13 protein-coding genes are annotated in these 16,617 nt (G+C 72.8%); 1 reads left to right on the top strand and 12 read right to left on the bottom strand.

Annotation, left to right across the window (positions count from 1 at the left end):
- Positions 1-24: 24 nt before the first annotated feature.
- From ACWC91_RS04265 to ACWC91_RS04300, 8 genes are all read right to left on the bottom strand, one after another.
- Positions 25-1,473, bottom strand: coding sequence for a hypothetical protein (locus ACWC91_RS04265; protein WP_376501406.1), 1,449 nt, complete (start codon positions 1,471-1,473; stop codon positions 25-27).
- Positions 1,474-1,702: 229 nt separating this feature from the next.
- Positions 1,703-2,674, bottom strand: a complete 972-nt coding sequence (locus ACWC91_RS04270; RefSeq protein ID WP_450639781.1) for an N-acetylglucosamine kinase — start codon at positions 2,672-2,674, stop codon at positions 1,703-1,705.
- Complete coding sequence (locus tag ACWC91_RS04275; RefSeq protein WP_450639782.1) at positions 2,665-3,930, bottom strand: 6-phospho-beta-glucosidase; 1,266 nt, start codon at positions 3,928-3,930, stop codon at positions 2,665-2,667. The genes ACWC91_RS04270 and ACWC91_RS04275 overlap by 10 nt, the downstream gene beginning before the upstream one ends.
- A 5-nt stretch (positions 3,931-3,935) precedes the next feature.
- Complete coding sequence (locus ACWC91_RS04280; protein ID WP_225075182.1) at positions 3,936-4,829, bottom strand: carbohydrate ABC transporter permease; 894 nt, start codon at positions 4,827-4,829, stop codon at positions 3,936-3,938.
- Between the two features lie 2 nt (positions 4,830-4,831).
- Positions 4,832-5,773 (bottom strand): carbohydrate ABC transporter permease, encoded by a 942-nt coding sequence (locus ACWC91_RS04285; RefSeq protein WP_281155013.1) that lies wholly within the window; start codon positions 5,771-5,773, stop codon positions 4,832-4,834.
- Between the two features lie 6 nt (positions 5,774-5,779).
- The gene (locus ACWC91_RS04290; protein WP_225075180.1) at positions 5,780-7,117 is read right to left on the bottom strand and encodes an ABC transporter substrate-binding protein; all 1,338 of its coding nucleotides are present in this window, start codon (positions 7,115-7,117) and stop codon (positions 5,780-5,782) included.
- A gap of 70 nt (positions 7,118-7,187) precedes the next feature.
- Positions 7,188-8,399: an ROK family transcriptional regulator gene (locus tag ACWC91_RS04295; RefSeq protein ID WP_225075179.1), complete on the bottom strand. Its 1,212-nt coding sequence runs from the start codon at positions 8,397-8,399 to the stop codon at positions 7,188-7,190.
- Between the two features lie 226 nt (positions 8,400-8,625).
- Entirely contained in the window at positions 8,626-9,741 is a 1,116-nt protein-coding gene (locus ACWC91_RS04300; protein WP_225075178.1) for a mechanosensitive ion channel family protein, read from the bottom strand.
- Positions 9,742-10,053: 312 nt separating this feature from the next.
- Between ACWC91_RS04300 and ACWC91_RS04305 the strand changes: the two genes are divergently transcribed.
- On the top strand, positions 10,054-10,590 hold the full coding sequence (locus tag ACWC91_RS04305; RefSeq protein WP_141360845.1) for an HNH endonuclease: 537 nt from the start codon (positions 10,054-10,056) through the stop codon (positions 10,588-10,590).
- 292 nt (positions 10,591-10,882) lie between these two features.
- Here the strand turns inward: ACWC91_RS04305 and ACWC91_RS04310 are convergent, their stop codons facing one another.
- The 4 genes from ACWC91_RS04310 to ACWC91_RS04325 form a co-directional block, all read right to left on the bottom strand.
- Complete coding sequence (locus tag ACWC91_RS04310) at positions 10,883-12,238, bottom strand: ABC transporter permease (RefSeq protein WP_376501411.1); 1,356 nt, start codon at positions 12,236-12,238, stop codon at positions 10,883-10,885.
- Positions 12,235-12,924, bottom strand: coding sequence for an ABC transporter ATP-binding protein (locus ACWC91_RS04315; protein WP_450639784.1), 690 nt, complete (start codon positions 12,922-12,924; stop codon positions 12,235-12,237). Before ACWC91_RS04315 ends, ACWC91_RS04310 begins: the two co-directional genes overlap by 4 nt.
- Positions 12,921-13,463 carry a PadR family transcriptional regulator gene (locus ACWC91_RS04320; protein WP_225075175.1) on the bottom strand — a complete coding sequence of 181 codons (543 nt, stop codon included), beginning with the start codon at positions 13,461-13,463 and terminating at the stop codon, positions 12,921-12,923. Before ACWC91_RS04320 ends, ACWC91_RS04315 begins: the two co-directional genes overlap by 4 nt.
- A 106-nt stretch (positions 13,464-13,569) precedes the next feature.
- Positions 13,570-16,587: a beta-N-acetylglucosaminidase domain-containing protein gene (locus ACWC91_RS04325; RefSeq protein ID WP_450639841.1), complete on the bottom strand. Its 3,018-nt coding sequence runs from the start codon at positions 16,585-16,587 to the stop codon at positions 13,570-13,572.
- Positions 16,588-16,617 lie beyond the last annotated feature (30 nt).

Raw genomic sequence — 16,617 nt, forward strand, 5'->3', positions numbered from 1 at the left:
CTTTCACCGCTGACACGCTCCCTTTCACCGGTACTCCGAAAGCCTGCGCCCGATGCCCAGCACCGCGCCGGCCGCGCCGAACACCGCGAGCACCGCGGAGCCGACCGGCAGGCCCGTCATCGCGGCCCGGCCGTCCTCCGCGGCCTGCCGGAACCGGCCCGTCTCATGGGTGAGCGCCGACGCGAGGGAGGCGTCGACGTTGTCGAAGCACTCACCCGTCGACTCCGTCCGGTCCTTGGCGGTGGTGCCGATGACCCGGTCGCGTGCCTTCTGGTAGTCGCCGGAGTCGTTGGCCTGGCGGGCCAGTTCGTGTCGTTGCTTCCACACCTTCATCGACTCGTTCGCCGTGTCCACCGGCTTCCTGCCCCCCGGGTCCTCGGCGAGGGCGCCGGCCCGGGACAACGTCCGGGCGAGGGTGCCGAGTTCCTGGTCGTACGCCCAGTCGTAGGCGTCCATGACCGTGCCGTCCTTCAGCGTCTTGGTCTCCGCGCCGCGGCTGACGAGGGTCAGATTCTCGTCGCTGCGTGCCTTGAGGGAGGCGATACGGGCGTCGTGCAGCACGTTCAGCGAGCGCACGCCGTGCGTGTAGGAGCCGTTGAGTCCCGCGCGCGCGACGCTGTGGCCGATCACCAGCCACAGCAGGACGACGGTGGTGGCGGCGGTCGCGGCGACCAGGCCGTGGTTCAGCACCCGGTTCGTGCGCCGGTAGTTGCGCCGCTGGGCCCAGGCCAGGGCGGCCAGGGCGACGACGCCCAGGGCGATCGCGGCCCACGGGTACGGTGTCGCGTCCCCGTAGTCGGAGCGCAGCCGCTGGTTCTCCTTCTGGTACAGGTCCTCGGCCGCCGGGAGCATCTCGTCCTGCATGGTCTCGTTGGCGGCGCGCAGGTACGCGCCGCCCACCGGGAAGCCCTGGCGGTTGTTGGCGCGGGCGGACTCGACCAGGCCCTTGTAGCGCGGCAGAAGCTCGTTGAGCTTGGTGATGGTGGCCGCGGAGGGGCTGCCGGGGGCGGAGTTGGCGGCGGCGGTGACCAGCTTGGCGGCGGCCGTGCGGACATCGGACTCGTAGCGCTCGCGGGTGGCCGTCGTCTCCTGGAGACCGGCCAGATAGCCGCTGGTCGCCATGGTGTTGGCGTCGGCGAGCGAGCGGTAGATGTCCGCCGCGTCGGAACTGAGCGGCTGGCTGCGGTGCAGGACGTCGTCGGCGGCCGAGGAGCGGTCGGTGGCCTGGAGGGCGGTGACGGCGCCGAAGGCCAGGACGAGAAGGGCGATGACGGCGCCGATGACGCGGAGGCGGCCGGGCTCCGTGGTGGCGGCGGCGCGCAGGCGCTCGGCGCCCTCCGCGAAGGCGGTGCGGCGCGGGGGCGCGGGGGGCCGCGCGGCGGGGGCGGGGACCGCGGGCTGCGGCGGAACCGCCGGCAGGGTGGGCAGGCCCGGGCCCGGCGGTGCCGAACTGCTCGTCGGCGGTTGTGTCACTGCTGACCTCCCCCGTGGTCATCCGTCGCCGCAAGTATCGCTGCCGGGACCGGCATCCGCACCGGCCTTCACCGGAACTCGGCCGGCCCGCAGTGCGCCCGCCCCGTACCACCCCCTGCCCATGAATACGCCGGGGGAACCAGTTCGGTTCCCCCGGCCGCGCTCGCGGGATGCCCACCGTCGGGATGCCCACCGTCGGGATGCCCACCGTCGGGATGCCCACCGGCTCTCACTGTTCGAAGTGGGCCCGCACCCTTTCCCCGGCCGCCGCCGGCGCTCCCACGTGGTCCAGGCCCAGGAGGGCCGCGCCCAGGACCGGACGGGCCGTGACGACCCGCGGGACCGCTTTGGGGGCGCGGGCGGCGAGGAGGCCGCGTACGGCGTCGTCGAGCCGGGGGTGGCGGGCGGCGAGGACACTGCCGCCGAGGAGGACCGGTGTCTCCTCGTCGAGCAGACCGAGGCGGGTCAGGGCGACCGTGGCCATGGCCACCACCTCCTCGGCCTGGCGGTCGACGATCGTGCGGGCGATCGGATCGCCTTCTTCGGCCGTGGCGAACAGGACCGGGGCCATTTCGTGCCGGCGGTGGTGGTCGACGTGCCCCAGGTGCAGCGCCTCGACGAGGGCGTACACGGAGGCCAGCCCGAAGTGGGCGGGGAGGGTGCGGGACAGGGCGGTGGGCGCGCCGCGGCCGTCCTCCGCGCGGGCCGCGTACCACAGGGCCTCCTCCGCCAGGCCCCAGCCGCCGCCCCAGTCGCCGGAGACGCGGCCGAGCGCGGGGAAGCGCGCGGTGCGGCCGTCCGGGAGCATGCCGACGCAGTTGATGCCGGCGCCGCAGACGACCGCGACCCCGCGCGGTTCGGCCACGCCCGCGCGCAGGATCGCGAACGTGTCGTTGCGGACCTCCACCGTCGTGCCCCACGCGCGCGCGTGCAGGGCGGACGCCAACTGCTCCTCCTCCACCGGAAGATCGGCGTTGGCCAGGCAGGCCGAGACATGGCCGGCGGCGGTGACGCCGGCCTGCGCGTACGCCCGCCGGACCGTTTCCTCCAGGGCGTCCACCGCGGTCCCGACGCCCACGGCCGGCGGCCGGAACCCGTCGCCGCGGGCCGTGGCGAGGACGTGCCCGTCGGCCGCCACCACCGCCACGTCGGTCTTGCTGTTGCCCGCGTCGATGGCGAGGACGCTTGCGGTCAGGTCCACGCGAGGTACTCCCGGTTGTGCGCGACCAGTTGGTCGGTGAGGGCCTCGGCGTAGGCGTACTGGCCGATCAGGGGGTGCGCGAGGAGGGCGCGGAAGACCCGGTCCCGGCCGCCGCGCAGGGCCGCCTCCAGGGCCAGGTCCTCGTACGCCGTCACGTCCGCCATCAGGCCCGCGTACAGCGGGTCCACGTCGGAGACGGGGAGGGGGACCGGGCCCTTGGAACCCACCGCCGCCTGCACCTCGATCACGGCGTCGTCCGGGAGGAAGGGCAGGGTGCCCTTGTTGTACGTGTTCACCACCTGGTACGGGTTGCCCCCTCCGCCCAGCAGGGCCGCCGCCAGGTCCACGGCCGCCTCCGAGTAGTAGGCGCCGCCCCGCCGGGCCAGCAGGGCCGGCTTCTCCACCAGGGCCGGGTCGCCGTACATCGCCAGCAGCTCCCGCTCCATCGCCGCCACCTCGGCCGCCCGGGACGGCTTGGTGCGCAGCTCCTCCACGACCTCGTCGTGCGCGTAGTAGTAGCGCAGGTAGTAGGAGGGCACCACGCCCAGGCGGTCAAGGAGCGGGCGGGGCAGGCGCAGACCGCCTGCGATCGACTCGCCGTGCTCGGCCAGGAGCGCGGGCAGTACGTCCTCGCCCTCCGGGCCGCCCAGACGCACCCCCGTCTCCCAGGTGAGGTGGTTCAGGCCCACGTGGTCCAGGTGGACGTCGGCGGGCGCGACGCCGAGCATCTGCGCGAACTTGCGCTGGAAGCCGATCGCCACGTTGCACAGGCCGGCCGCCCGGTGGCCGGCCTGGAGCAGGGCGCGGGTGACGATGCCGACCGGGTTGGTGAAGTCGATGATCCAGGCGTTCGGGTTCGTGCGGCGGACCCGGTCGGCGATGTCCAGGACCACCGGGACCGTGCGCAGCGCCTTGGCCAGACCGCCCGCGCCGGTGGTCTCCTGGCCCACGCAGCCGCACTCCAGGGGCCATGTCTCGTCCTGCTGCCGGGCCGCCTGGCCGCCGACGCGCAGCTGGAGCAGTACCGCGTCGGCGCCGTCGACGGCCGCGTCCAGGTCGGAGGTGGTGACGACACGGCCGGGGTGGCCCTGGTGGGCGAAGATGCGGCGGGCCAGTCCGCCCACCAGCTCCAGCCGGTCCGTCGCCGGGTCCACCAGCACGAGTTCCTCGACGGGCAGGGTGTCCCTCAGACGCGCGAAACCGTCGACGAGTTCGGGGGTGTAGGTCGAGCCGCCGCCGACCACGGTGAGTTTCATGCTGTTCAACCCTTCACTCCGGTGAGTGTGACTCCCTCGACGAACGCCTTCTGGGCGAAGAAGAACACGAGGATCACTGGGGCCATGACCAGAACGGTCGCGGCCATGGTGAGGTTCCAGTCGGTGTGGTGGGCCCCCTTGAAGGACTCCAGGCCGTAGGACAGGGTCCACGCGCCCGGGTTCTCCGAGGCGTAGATCTGCGGGCCGAAGTAGTCGTTCCAGGCGTAGAAGAACTGGAAGAGGGCGACGGCCGCGAGACCGGGTCTGGCCATGGGGACGACGACCTTCAGCAGAGTGCGCAGCTCGCCGCAGCCGTCCACCCTCGCCGCGTCCAGGTACTCGTTCGGAATGGTCGTCAGGAACTGCCGCAGCAGGAAGACGGAGAACGCGTCGCCGAACGCCATCGGGATGATCAGCGGCCACAGGGTGCCGGACAGGTCCAGCTGCTTGGCCCAGAACAGGTACATCGGGATGATGATCACCTGCGGGGGCAGCATCATCATCGAGATCACCAGCATGAGCGACAGGTTGCGGCCCCGGAAGCGGAACTTCGCCAGCGCGTACGCCACGGGCAGCGAGGACGCGACCGTCAGGACCGTGCCGAGACCGGCGTAGACCAGCGTGTTCCGCCACCAGGTCAGGAAGCCCGGGGTGTCGAGGACCCTCTTGTAGTTGCCCCACTCCCAGGTGTGCGGGACCAGGTCGCGGCTGAGGGCCTGGCTGTCGCTCATCAGCGAGGTCAGCAGGACGAACACGAAGGGCAGGACGAAGAACAGCGCGGCCGCCACGCCCAGCGAGTGGACCGCGATCCACTCCAGCACCGCCCTGCGGCGGGCCGTGCGCTCGGCGGGGGAGGGCCGTGTCCTCGACCCAGCCGGCTTGTCGAGCACTTGGGCCATCGTCAGTCACCTGCCTGGATGAGACCGCCCCGGCGCCGCATCAGGAACGCGGTGAACACCATCGACAGGGCGAACAGCACCAGCGCCACCACGCAGGCCGAGCCGTAGTCGAAGCGCTGGAAGCCGAGGTTGTACACGAGCTGGGGGAGGGTGAGGGTGGACTTGTCCGGGTAGCCGGGCTCGAACTGGGTGCCCGCGCCCTGGATCACGCCCGAGGCGACCTTTCCGGCGATCAGCGGCTGGGTGTAGTACTGCATCGTCTGGATCACACCCGTGACCACCGCGAACATCACGATCGGCGAGATGTTCGGCAGCGTGACGTACCGGAAGCGCTGCCAGGGCGAGGCGCCGTCCAGCTCCGCGGCCTCGTACTGCTCCGTGGGCACGTCGAGCAGCGCGGCCATGAAGATGACCATCAGGTCGCCCACGCCCCACAGGGCGAGCATCGTCAGGGCCGGTTTGGACCAGGCGGGGTCGTTGAACCAGCCGGGCGCGGAGATCCCGACCCGCTCCAGGAGGGAGTTGACCGGGCCCGTGCCGGGGTTGAGGAGGAAGGCGAAGGCCATGGTCGCCGCCACCGGCGGGGCCAGGTAGGGCAGGTAGAACAGGGTGCGGAAGACGCCCGTGCCGGTCCTGATCCTGGTGATCAGCAGGCCCACGCCGAGTCCGAAGACCACGCGCAGGCTCACCATCACCAGCACCAGCCACAGGGTGTTGCGCAGGGCCGGCCAGAACAGCGGGTAGTTCTCGAAGACATACGTCCAGTTCCCGGTGCCGCGCCACGTCGGCGGCTGGAAGCCGTCGTAGCGCACGAACGAGAAGTAGACGGTGGAGATCAGCGGGTACGCGAAGAAGACCGCGAAGCCGATCAGCCACGGCGACATGAAGGCGAGGGTCTTCAGCGCCGAACGGCGGCGCTTGGACGCCAGGGTGACGGTGGTCATGCGCGCCTACTTCGCCTGCGCGATGTCCGTGTCGATCTGCTGGGCCGCCTTGCGCAGGCCGGCCTTGAGATCCTTCGCCCGGCCGCTCTCGTAGTCGTAGCCGAACTGCTGGATCGTCACCAGGTACTGGCCGCCGTTGACGGAGGCGGGCGTCGTGGTCGAACGCGGGTCGGCGGCGATGTCCAGGAAGGTCTTGAAGCGCGGGTCGTACTTCAGCTTCGGGGACTTCAGCGCGGCCAGCGTGGAGGGCACGTTGTGGATGTCGTTGGCGAAGCCGACCACCGCGTCGGTGTCCGTGGTCATGTACTTCACCAGTTCCCAGGCCGCGTTCTGCTTCTTGCTGGTGGCGGCGATGCCGGCGATGGTGCCGGTGATGTAGCCCTTGCCGTACTGGTCGGCCTGGTCGTCGGGGACGGGCAGCGGGGCGACGCCCATCTCGAACTTCGGCTTGGCCTCCTCGGCCATGCCCAGCCGCCACTCGCCGTCGAGCTGCATGGCCACCTGGCCGGTGTGGAAGGGGTGCTTGGGGCCCCATTCGTCACCGAGGGTGGCGCGGTACTTCTCCAGCTTCCGGTAGCCGCCGAGTTCGTCCACGAGCCGCTTCTGAAGGGTGAAGCCCTTCTCGAACGCGGGGTCCTTCGCCAGGTTCGACTTGCCGCTGGAGTCGAAGTACGCCGGGGAGAACTGTGCGAAGTAGTGCTCGGTCGTCGACTCCCAGCCGTGGTAGTTCGGCATGAAGCCGAGCTGCCGGTAGCCGTCGCCCTGGGGGATCGTCAGCTTCTTGGCGTCGGCCTCGAACTCGGACCAGGTCCTCGGGGGGTTCTCGATGCCAGCGGCGGCGAAGGCGTCCTTGTTGTAGTAGAGGCCGTAGGCGTCGCCCAGCAGCGGCACCGTGCAGCGCTTGCCGTCGAACTGGGTGTACTCGTTCATCGCCTTCGGGAAGGTCTTCTCCGGGTCCGTGCCCGCCTTCTCGAAGAACGGGTTGAGATCGACCAGCGCGCCCGAGGAGCAGAACTTGCCGACGTTGTTGGTGGTGAAGGAGGAGATCACGTCGGGCGCCTTGCCGCCGCCGGTGCGCAGCGCCTGGTTGATCTTGTCGTCGGTCATGTTGCCGACGACGTTGACACGGATGTTGGGGTGCGCCTTCCGGAAGCCGTCGACCAGCGACGTGACGGCCTTCACCTCGCTCGGATCGCTCCAGGCGTGCCAGAAGTTGATGGTGGTGTCCTTCGACGCGTCGTCGTTCGCGCCGGCGTCGGGCTGACCGGTACAGGCGGTGGCGAGCAGCGCCATGGCGGCGGAGGCAGCGAGGGCGAGGGCCGCTTTCCGGGACACTTCGGGCATGGCTGGATCTCCCTGGGACGGGCGGGCGGTGAGGGAAGGGGCGGGGCGGGTACGGCAGCCGGTACGGCGGTCAGCGCGAGGTGTCGAAGACCTCGTCGCGGGTGGTCGCGAGCGCGCTCTCCAACGCGCCGCGCAGCACGGGGTGTTCACGGACGTCGCCGACCACCAGGCGGGGCCGGGAGGCGGCCAGTTCCTCCAGTTCGGCCTGGACCAGGGCACGCAGCACCTCGCCGCCGGCGGTGAGCGAGGCGCCGCTGAGGACGACGAGTTCGGGGTCGAGGACGGAGACGAGGGAGGCGAGACCGGTCGCGAGCCGGGTCGCGTACGTCGTCAGGAGCGTGCGGTGGGGGCCGGTGGCGTGGTCGGCGGCGCGGGCGACGAGTTCGGCGGCGGCCTCGGCGGAGGATCCCGTGGGCAGGTCCTCGATGCCCAGCTCGCGGGCCATCTTCGGCAGCGCCTGCGAGCCGGCCAGTTCCTGGTAACCGCCGCTGTTGGCCCTGGTCACCTGGCGGACCAGCGGGGTGCCCGGCACCGGCAGGAAGCCGACCTCGCCTGCGCCGCCGGTCCAGCCGCGGTGCAGCCGGCCGCCGAGCACCAGGGCGGCGCCCAGGCCCTCCTGGTTCCACAGCAGCACGAAGTCCCGGTGGCCGCGGGCCGCGCCGAGCCGCTGCTCGGCCATGGCCACGAGGTTGACGTCGTTCTCGTACTCCACCGGCATCGGCAGGGCGGCGGCGAGTTCGTCGAGCAGGGTGGGGGAGTGCCAGCCGGGCAGATGGGAGGCGTAGCGCAGGCGGCCGGTGTTGGGGTCGAAGGCGCCGGGGGTGCCGATGACCAGCCGGTGCACGTCGCCGCGGGCCAGTCCCGCCGCCTTCACCGCGCCGTCGAGGGCGTCGGTGACCTGCCGTACGACGGGCTGGGACGGGCGCCGGCCGGGGGTCGGCAGCTCGTACTCGCCGACGGTGCGGCCGGTGATGTCCGCGACGGCCGCGCGGATGCGGAGGGGAGTGACGTCCAGCCCGGCGGCGTGGGCGGCGGCCGGGTTGACCGCGTACAGCTGGGCGTTGGGGCCCGGGCGTCCCTCGCTGGTCCCCGTGGCGAGAACCAGCCCGGCGGCCTCCAGGCGGGCCAGGAGCTGGGAGGCGGTCGGCTTGGACAGGCCGGTCAGCTTGCCGATCCTGGTGCGCGACAGCGGCCCGTGCTCCAGCAGGAGGTCCAGGGCGGCCCGGTCGTTCATGGCGCGCAGGACCCGCGGGGTGCCCGGCGTGCCGGCGGTTCCTGACATGGGTGGCACCTCCCCTCCCCTACATCACTGTTAGGAAAGTTTCCTGTTTGGGTGGGAGGAAAGTATGCCCGGGACGAAGCGAACGTCAAGAGAAAAGCGCTCCCGGCAGCGGAGCAGTTGCCCGCGGGGGCGGTGAGGCGGTGAGGCGGTGAGGCGGTGAGGCGGCGGGGCGGCGCCCGGGGCTTTCCGGGCGCCGCCTCTTCACGCCGTGGGGGGCACGGTGGTTCTACTTCGACAGCGACTGCGGCGGGATCGGCGAGGCCGCAAGGGACTGCGGGGAGGTGGTGCTGGCGAACGCCGAGGGGGCCGACATGCCCGCCGTCGGGTCGGCTGCCGCGGCCTCTTCCGCCGGGGCCGTCGCGTCGCCCACGATCCGGATGCCGGCCGCGTCGAAGGCGCGCTTGACGCGCCAGCGCAGCTCCCGCTCGACGGTCACCGACTTGCCCGGCATGGTCTTGGCGGTGACGCGGACGACCATGGAGTCGATCAGCACGCTGTCCAGGCCGAGCACCTCGATCGGGCTCCACAGGAGCTCGTTCCAGGGCTCCTCCTTGCTCATCCGCTCGGCGACCTCGTCGAGGGTGGCCTTCACCTTGTCCAGGTCCTCGTTCGTCCTGACGGTGACGTCGACGCCGGCCGTGGCCCAGCCCTGGGAGAGGTTGCCGATGCGCTTGATCTCGCCGTTGCGGACGTACCAGATCTCGCCGTTCGCCCCGCGCAGCTTGGTCACGCGCAGCCCGACCTCTATCACCTCGCCGGCGGCGACGCCCGCGTCGATCGAGTCGCCGACGCCGTACTGGTCCTCCAGGATCATGAAGACGCCGGAGAGGAAGTCGGTGACCAGGTTGCGGGCGCCGAAACCGATCGCCACACCGGCCACACCGGCCGAGGCCAGCAGGGGCGCCAGGTTGATCTCGAAGGTGGACAGCACCATCAGCGCCGCCGTGCCCATGATCAGGAAGCTGGTCACCGAACGCAGCACCGAGCCGATCGCCTGCGAGCGCTGCCGGCGGCGCTCGGCGTTGACCAGCAGCCCGCCCAGCGCGGTGCCGTCCACCGCCTGGGCGGTACGGGCCATGCGGTCTATGACCTTGGTGATCGCCCGCCGGACCACCCCTCTCAGCACCGCCGCGATCACCAGGATCAGCAGGATCTTCAGGCCGATGGCGAGCCACGTGGACCAGTTCTGCTCGACCCAGCTGGCGGCGTTCGTCGCGGTCTCGTGGGCGTCCTGGAACGTCGGGACCGTCAGAGCCGGCGACTCGGAGGGCGACGGCGACGGCGACGGACCGGCGGCCGGCAGGGCGGCGGGCAAGGACACGGCAGGTACCTCCAGGTGCATCCGCCCTCCGGCACGGGGTCAATATCGACTGGGTCACGAGGAGATCACCGGACGGGCAGAACCACCACACTAACGGGGCAGGGTGTGTGGGTTCGCGTGAAGTTCGGGGAAGGGCGCATGGGGACACGGTGACCACCGGCCTCTGATCAGGCTGTGTGAAGGGGCCGTGATCCGGGGGATGAATGGGGTGTGGTCGAAAACACTCCCAGCCCGTTACCGGGACATGGTGGCGCGTTCACCAGGCATGAGGGGAAACTGACTGCAGGCAGCCCCGGCGCGAGCCACGCGCCGCCGGCGTACAAGGAGGCATCCGTGCCGCATGTCCTGGTCCTCAACGCGTCGTACGAGCCGCTCGGCGTCGTACCGCTCCGCCGCGCGCTCGTCCTCGTCCTCGAGAACAAGGCAGTCTGCCTCGAGGAGTCCGGCGCCTATCTGCACAGCGCAACCGTTACCGTCCCCGCACCCAGCGTGGTCCGGCTCAAGCGTTTCGTACGGGTTCCCTACCGGGGGCCCGTTCCTCTGACCCGAAGGGCGCTGTTCGCGCGCGACGGCGGCCGGTGCATGTACTGCGGTGGCATCGCCACCAGCGTCGACCACGTCATCCCGCGCTCGCGCGGGGGCAAACACGTCTGGGACAACGTGGTGGCCTCCTGCCGCCGCTGCAACCATGTCAAGGCCGACCGCCACCTGGTCGAGCTCGGCTGGCGCCTGCGCCACAAGCCGGCCCCGCCCACGGGCCTGGCCTGGCGCATCATCGGCACCGGGCATAGGGACCCGCGCTGGCTGCCCTACCTGCAGCCGTACGGCGCGGACGACGCCCTGGCCCGGATCGACGGCATCTCCGCCTGACGATTCCGGGCCTTCGCATTGCCCCACGGCCACCCGCCCGGAGCGCGGTTCCCACGGCACCCGCCGGGGATCACGCTCCGGACGCGGGCCGTGGGCGGCGTGCTTCACCGGGGCCGGTCGCGAGGACCGGAACGATCAGGTGGTGCCGAGGCTCGCCAGGGCGTGCCGGACGGCCGCGAGCGCCTCTTCGTCGCCGAGAACCCGAGCTGTCCGGCCGCGGCGACGCAGTCGCCGGGCGGCGCGCATGCCGGTCCCCGACCTCCCACAAGCGCATCAAGCTGATACGCAGGACTCACGCGTACCGCAGCTCCGCGGGGCGGACCGAGCGCCGCAGCAGCGGCAGCGAGGCGGCCGCGGCCAGCAGGCAGGCGCCGTACACGCCGGCTGGGACCAGGAGTGCCGTGTACGGCACGGTCCCGGCGGCGACGAGGCCGTACCAGACGCCGATCGCCAGGCCGCCCGCGCCCGCCACGAGGACGGCCGGGGCCAGGGGCAGGGCGGTCTCCAGCAGGAGGGCCCGGGCGAGCACCCGCCGCGGTACTCCGGCGGCCACCTGCGCGGCCAGGGCCCGGCGCCGGGTGGCGACGGACTCGGCGGTCCCGACGGCCAGCGCGGCGAGGGTGATCACGAGGGCCAGGACGATGGCCGCGGCCGTCAGGTCCAGACCCGTCGTGTAGTAGGAGGCGTCCTCGGCGAAACCGTGCGTGTCGTCCGCGGCCTCCAGCCAGGCGAGCAGCGCCTGCCGTACCCCCAGGTACCCGGCCCCGACCACCGTCACCAGCAGCACCGCCGCATGGGTGCGGGCCGCCGCCCACGGGTCGTCCCGCAGCCGTTCCGCCGCGATCAGCACCGCCGGGGAGCCGGTCCGGGCCGCGAGCAGCCGGCCGGTCAGCCGGGACAGGACGCCCGTGAGCCACACCGCGCCCGCGCCGACGGCCAGGACCCCCGCCATGACGATGACCGGGCCCCTGGCCAGACCCGCATTCCGGGAGTCGGCGGACGTACCGGCCACCGCCCCCAGCGCCACCACGCCCACGACCAGCAGTCCGCCCACGAACAGCAGCGCCGGACCGCGCCCCGAGCGCGTAGGGCTCCGCCGCACCCACCCCAGCGGTGAGGCCACCACGCGGCGCAGCGCCAGCACCCCGGCCGCCATGCCCAGCGCCGGTACCAGGACCGCGACCAGCGCCATCCCGGCCCAGGCCGACGCGGTCGGCCGCTCCGACACGGCCACCAGCACCGCCACCGCCCCGGCCGTGGCGAGCGCCGAGCCCAGCAGGCAGGCGAGCCCGGTCTCCAGCGCGGCGATCCGCCGTACCCGGCCCGGCTCCGCGCCCGCCAGCCGCAGCACGGCCGTCCGCCGGTCGCGGTGGACCGCGCCGATCCGGGCGCACTGCCCGAGGAAGCCGAGGACGGGCACCAGCAGGAGCAGCAGCGTGACGATCACCCCGGAGCGCTCGCCGGGATGGTCGAGCAGGCCGTTGCCGAAGGAAAAGCGGTACTGCCCGTGCACCGAGGCCAGGACGGCGGCCGCCAGGCCCAGCCCCGTCGCGCACATCGCCCCCGCCGCCGTGAGCGCGATCCGCCACCACTCCCGCCGGTCCGAGCCTCGCACGAGCAGCCAGGCCAGCCGCAGATCGGTCCTCACGCGAGCACCCCCGACGCGACCGTCACGCCGTCCTGCAACCGCACCTCGCGGTCGGCGTACGCCGCCATCTGGGCGTCGTGCGTGATCAGCAGCACCGCCGTGCCCGCCTCCCGGGCGGCTCCCACCAGGGCCGTCATCACCTGTTCGCTCGCCAGCGAGTCCAGTGCCCCCGTCGGCTCGTCCGCGAACACCACCCTCGGAGCGGTCACCAACGCCCGTGCCAGCGCGACGCGTTGCGCCTGTCCTCCACTCAACTCCCCTGGTCGTGCGGCCTCCTGCTCCCGCACGCCGAACCGCTCCAGCCATGCCCCCGCCTGCTCCTGGGCCGCCCCCCGCGCGGTCCCGGCCAGCATCAGCGGCAGCGCGACGTTGTCCACGGCGGTCAGCTCGGGAATCAGCTGGCCGAACTGGAACACCACCCCGAAGTCGGTGCGGCGCAGCTCGCTCAGGCGCCGCTCCGGCAGCCCGTCGACACGTTCCTCGCGATACGTCACCGAGCCAGCGTCCGGCCGGACGATGCCCGCCAGGCAGTGCAGCAGCGTGGACTTCCCGCTGCCGCTGGCGCCGGTCACGGCGACGATCTCGCCCTCGCGCAGCTCCAGGCAGGCCCCGCGCAACGCCGGGGTCCTGCCATGGGACTTGACGAGGTCTCGGGCCACCAGAAGGGGCACCGGAGGGTTGCTCATGCTCGGTCGACCTCCACGGTCAGAGCGGTCAGAGTGGTGAGCCGGGCCTGGGTGGTGGTCATCCAGCGCAGGTCGGCGTCGAGGTGGTTGAGGGCGTAGTCCGCCGAGAGCACCGTCGTCAGGTCGGCGCCCGGGGCGGTCTTGACCGCCGTCAGCTCCCGCATCCGCTCCATGTGCGCGGCGCGTTGCGCGAGCAGGTGGGCGGCGGGGTCGCCGCCGGTGAGGATCGCCACGACGACCTTTGCGAAGATCTCGTTCGTCACGAACGGCGCGGGAGGCGTGACCTGCCCGGCCCAGACGGCCACGTCCCGGGAGCCCTCGGCCGTGAGGCGGTACAGCGTGCGCTCCGGGCCGCCGTCGGAGTCGGTGCCCTCCACCTGGGCCAGTCCGTCGCGGACCAGCCGCTGCAAGGTCGTGTAGACCTGCCCGTAGGCCAGCGGGCGGGCTTGCGGGAAGTGTTCGTCGTGGCGTCGCTTCAGGTCGTAGCCATGGCTCGGCCCTCCGGCGAGCAGGCCCAGCAGGATGTGGCGGGTGCTCATGCGCTCAGTATGTACTGAGTACATGTACTGAGTGAATAGTGATCGGCGGAAATTCCCGCCGGACGATTCCGCCGGACGATCTGAACGCGCCGGCTGCCCGGTGGGCTCAGTCCGCGACCGCGTACGCCTCCACCGACCAGAGCGAATAGCCGTACTGGGTGGCTCGTTTGTCGCCCTGCACGCGGATGTAGCGGACGTCCCGCGCGTCCATGCGCAGGGTTTCGCGGCCGCCGGTGCTGTCGCGGACGGTGGTGGCGGTGCGCCAGCGGCGGCCGTCGGGGGAGACCTGGACGCGGTAGGCGGAGGGGTGGGCGTCCTGCCAGTGGAGGGCGACCTTGCCCAGGCGCACCGAGCGCGGCAGCTCCACCTGCCACCAGGCGCCGTCGTCGACGGGGGAGGACCAGCGGGTGTCCGGGTTGCCGTCGATCGCGGCGGAGGCAGGGAAGTCGGGGGTCTCGTCGGCGGAGGAACTCGCCGTGCCGGTGCGCGCCAGGTCGGGGCCGGCGGTGCGCGGGAATGCGCGGACCGTGAGGGTGCGGGTCACCCCGGCGAAGGTGACGCGGATGTCGTACGCGCGTGCGGGCGTGCCGGGCGGCACGGTCACCTCGACGGGCACGTCCACCGTGGTGCCGCGGGGCACGGTGAGCGAGCCGGCGGGAACACGGACCTCGATGCCCTCGGGGGCCTCGACGGTGACCTTGCCCCGCACGTCGGCCGGACGGCCGGAGGACAGCCGGGCGGTCAGCCGCTCCGTGCCGCCGATCTCCGCGTCGGCCTCGGCACGCGGCAGCTCCAGGTCCGCGACCGGGGTGTCGGCGAACCAGGGGACCAGGTGGCGCACCCGGGACGGGTAGGCGCCGGTCACGCGGACGGCGTCGACGCGGGTGCCGGCCGGCGGGGGAGTGGGCTGCACGAGGGCCGGCGGGCGCGTCCAGAGGCCCGGAGCCGGGGAGACCGGAGGCCAGAGGGCAGGCGGGTGTGTCACCGGGCCGCCCGGGGACGGGGACTGCGTGGTTTCCAGCTCCGTCGCGCCCCCCTGCGCCAGCGATCCCACCCGCAGCCAGCCGTGTCCGGGGACGTGGACCTCGACGTCACCGATGGTTTCGGGGTCGCTGAGGACCGTCACGGCGGTGAGGGCGCGGGCGTGCGGGAAACGGATCGTGCGGCCGTCCGGCGCCCCGTCCGGGTCCGCCTCCGGCTCGTGCGTCAGGCCCGCCCAGGTCTCGTACTCCTGCCGCGCCCGGTCGAGGAAGGGGTCCAGTACGCCCTTGCCGACCGTCACATCGGCCTGCTTGGCCTCGACCCGCAACCGGTCCAGCGTCCGGTACGCGGTCCAGGCCCCCGCCGCGTCGCCCGCGCGCTGGGCGCGGAGCATGTCGAGCGCCGCCTCGCCCGCCTTGCCGTAGCGGGCCAACTGCGCGGACCACGGTGCGACCTCGGCCGCGAGGGTGCCCTCGCCGGCCAGTCCGCGCGGCAGCTCGCGCAGCACCGTGAAGGCGGCGCGCAGCCGCTGCTCGGCACGCTCGTTCGCGGCCCGGTCCGTCGTCGTACGGGCCTGCCACAGGTCCGCGATCAGCGGGCGCAGATACGCCGACTCGGTGCCGCCGAGCACCGAGGACGCGTCGTTGCCGGCCAGGGCCGACAGCGCCTCGTGGCGCCGTGCGTCGCCCCCCGCGAGGTCGGCGATGGCCGCCTGCCAGGACTCCTCGGGGCGGTAGTCGCGGGGGTTCCAGGCGTAGTCGGCCGCCGTGAACAGCGGGATGCGGGAGGCCTCCGCCTGCTCCATCGCGTTGGCCAGCAGGGCGGCCGAGCCGCTGGCGACGGCCGGTTCGCGCCCGGTGTACGGGCCGAGGAAGATCCGGTCCTCGGCGTAGTCGTTGACCGGGTAGTTGTCCATGGTGACCAGCGGATGCGCGAACGCGGCGCGGGCGTCGGCCAGTTCGTCGCCGGTGATGGTCCGCGGCACCACGCCCACCCCGGTCCAGGCGACGTGCACCGACGCGTCCAGCGCGGTCGCCAGCGCCCGCCGGTAGGGCGTCGCGCCGTCCTCGTAGAACTCCGTCGGCATCAACGACAGCGGCGCCGCGTCCGGATGCCGTTCCGCCAGGTGGCGGGCGACCTCGTTGGCCACCCGCGCCTGCGCCCGTGCCGCCGCGTCCGGGCCGGAGCCGAAACGGGCCGGGTCCGCGTCGCAGTGCCACTCGCTGTAGCTGACGTTCTGGAACTGGAGCTGGAACGCCCGGAAACCGAGCTCCCACATCGCGTCCAGCTTGCGGGTCAGCGCCCGTACGTCGTCGTCCGAGGCGAAGCACAGCGACTGGCCCGGCGCCACCGCCCAGCCGAGCGTGACGTGGTTGGCGCTCGCCCGGTCGGCCAGCTCCCGGAAGGCGGCCCGCTGCATGGCCGGGTACTGCTCGCGCCAGCGCTCCTGGCGGTAGAGGTCGTCGCCCGCGGCGTACAGGTACCGGTTCTGCTTGGTGCGGCCCATGAAGTCCAGCTGGGCGAGCCGCTGCTGCTGCGTCCAGGCGGTGCCGTAGAAGCCCTCGGTGGTGCCGCGCACGGCGGTGCCCGGCCAGTCCCGGACGGTCACGCCGGGGACGGTCCCGTCGGGGCGCAGCAGCTGCCGCAGCGTCTGCACGGCGTGGAACAGGCCGTCCTCGCCTGCGCCGGTGAGCGTCAGGGCGCCGCCGCCGGTGGTGATGAGGTAGCCGCCGGAGGGCAGCGCGTGCCGCGGGTCGCCGTGCGCCCGCTCGGTGTACGCGCGCACCACCAGGGCGCCCGCCGGAACCGGGTCCGTCACGGCGAGGTCCGTGACCGACCGGGCCCCGGCCCCGTACAGCAGCGAGCGCAGCGCGCTCAGGGCGTACGGGTCCGCCTCCGTGTCGGTGACGAGGGCGACGTCCCGGTCGGCGACCTTCACCGCGCCGCCGGTCGTCCGCAGGGACTGCGGGCGCGGCCACACCGCGGGGCCGGAGGAGTCCGCGGCGGGATGCTCCGGCTTCGCGGCCGGGAGGCCGGCGCCCGGGTCGGGTGCGGACGGCGCCGCGACGGCCGCGGGTGCGGCTCCCAGTGTTCCGGCCATGACGGCGAACGCGAGTGCGGCCGCGCTCTTCCCATGCCCCATACCGCGCCGACGCCGCACGGCCCCTCCTCG

Source organism: Streptomyces sp. NPDC001204, from assembly GCF_053598035.1.

What these genes read in the sequence shown, in the direction of transcription:
- ACWC91_RS04300 (WP_225075178.1), bottom strand. Translation starts at nt 9,741, where the DNA reads ATGCACCTGGAGGTACCTGCCGTGTCCTTGCCCGCCGCCCTGCCGGCC.
- ACWC91_RS04320 (WP_225075175.1), bottom strand. Translation starts at nt 13,463, where the DNA reads ATGAGCACCCGCCACATCCTGCTGGGCCTGCTCGCCGGAGGGCCGAGC.
- ACWC91_RS04325 (WP_450639841.1), bottom strand. Translation starts at nt 16,587, where the DNA reads ATGGGGCATGGGAAGAGCGCGGCCGCACTCGCGTTCGCCGTCATGGCC.
- ACWC91_RS04275 (WP_450639782.1), bottom strand. Translation starts at nt 3,930, where the DNA reads ATGAAACTCACCGTGGTCGGCGGCGGCTCGACCTACACCCCCGAACTC.
- ACWC91_RS04280 (WP_225075182.1), bottom strand. Translation starts at nt 4,829, where the DNA reads ATGGCCCAAGTGCTCGACAAGCCGGCTGGGTCGAGGACACGGCCCTCC.
- ACWC91_RS04285 (WP_281155013.1), bottom strand. Translation starts at nt 5,773, where the DNA reads ATGACCACCGTCACCCTGGCGTCCAAGCGCCGCCGTTCGGCGCTGAAG.
- ACWC91_RS04290 (WP_225075180.1), bottom strand. Translation starts at nt 7,117, where the DNA reads ATGCCCGAAGTGTCCCGGAAAGCGGCCCTCGCCCTCGCTGCCTCCGCC.
- ACWC91_RS04315 (WP_450639784.1), bottom strand. Translation starts at nt 12,924, where the DNA reads ATGAGCAACCCTCCGGTGCCCCTTCTGGTGGCCCGAGACCTCGTCAAG.
- ACWC91_RS04295 (WP_225075179.1), bottom strand. Translation starts at nt 8,399, where the DNA reads ATGTCAGGAACCGCCGGCACGCCGGGCACCCCGCGGGTCCTGCGCGCC.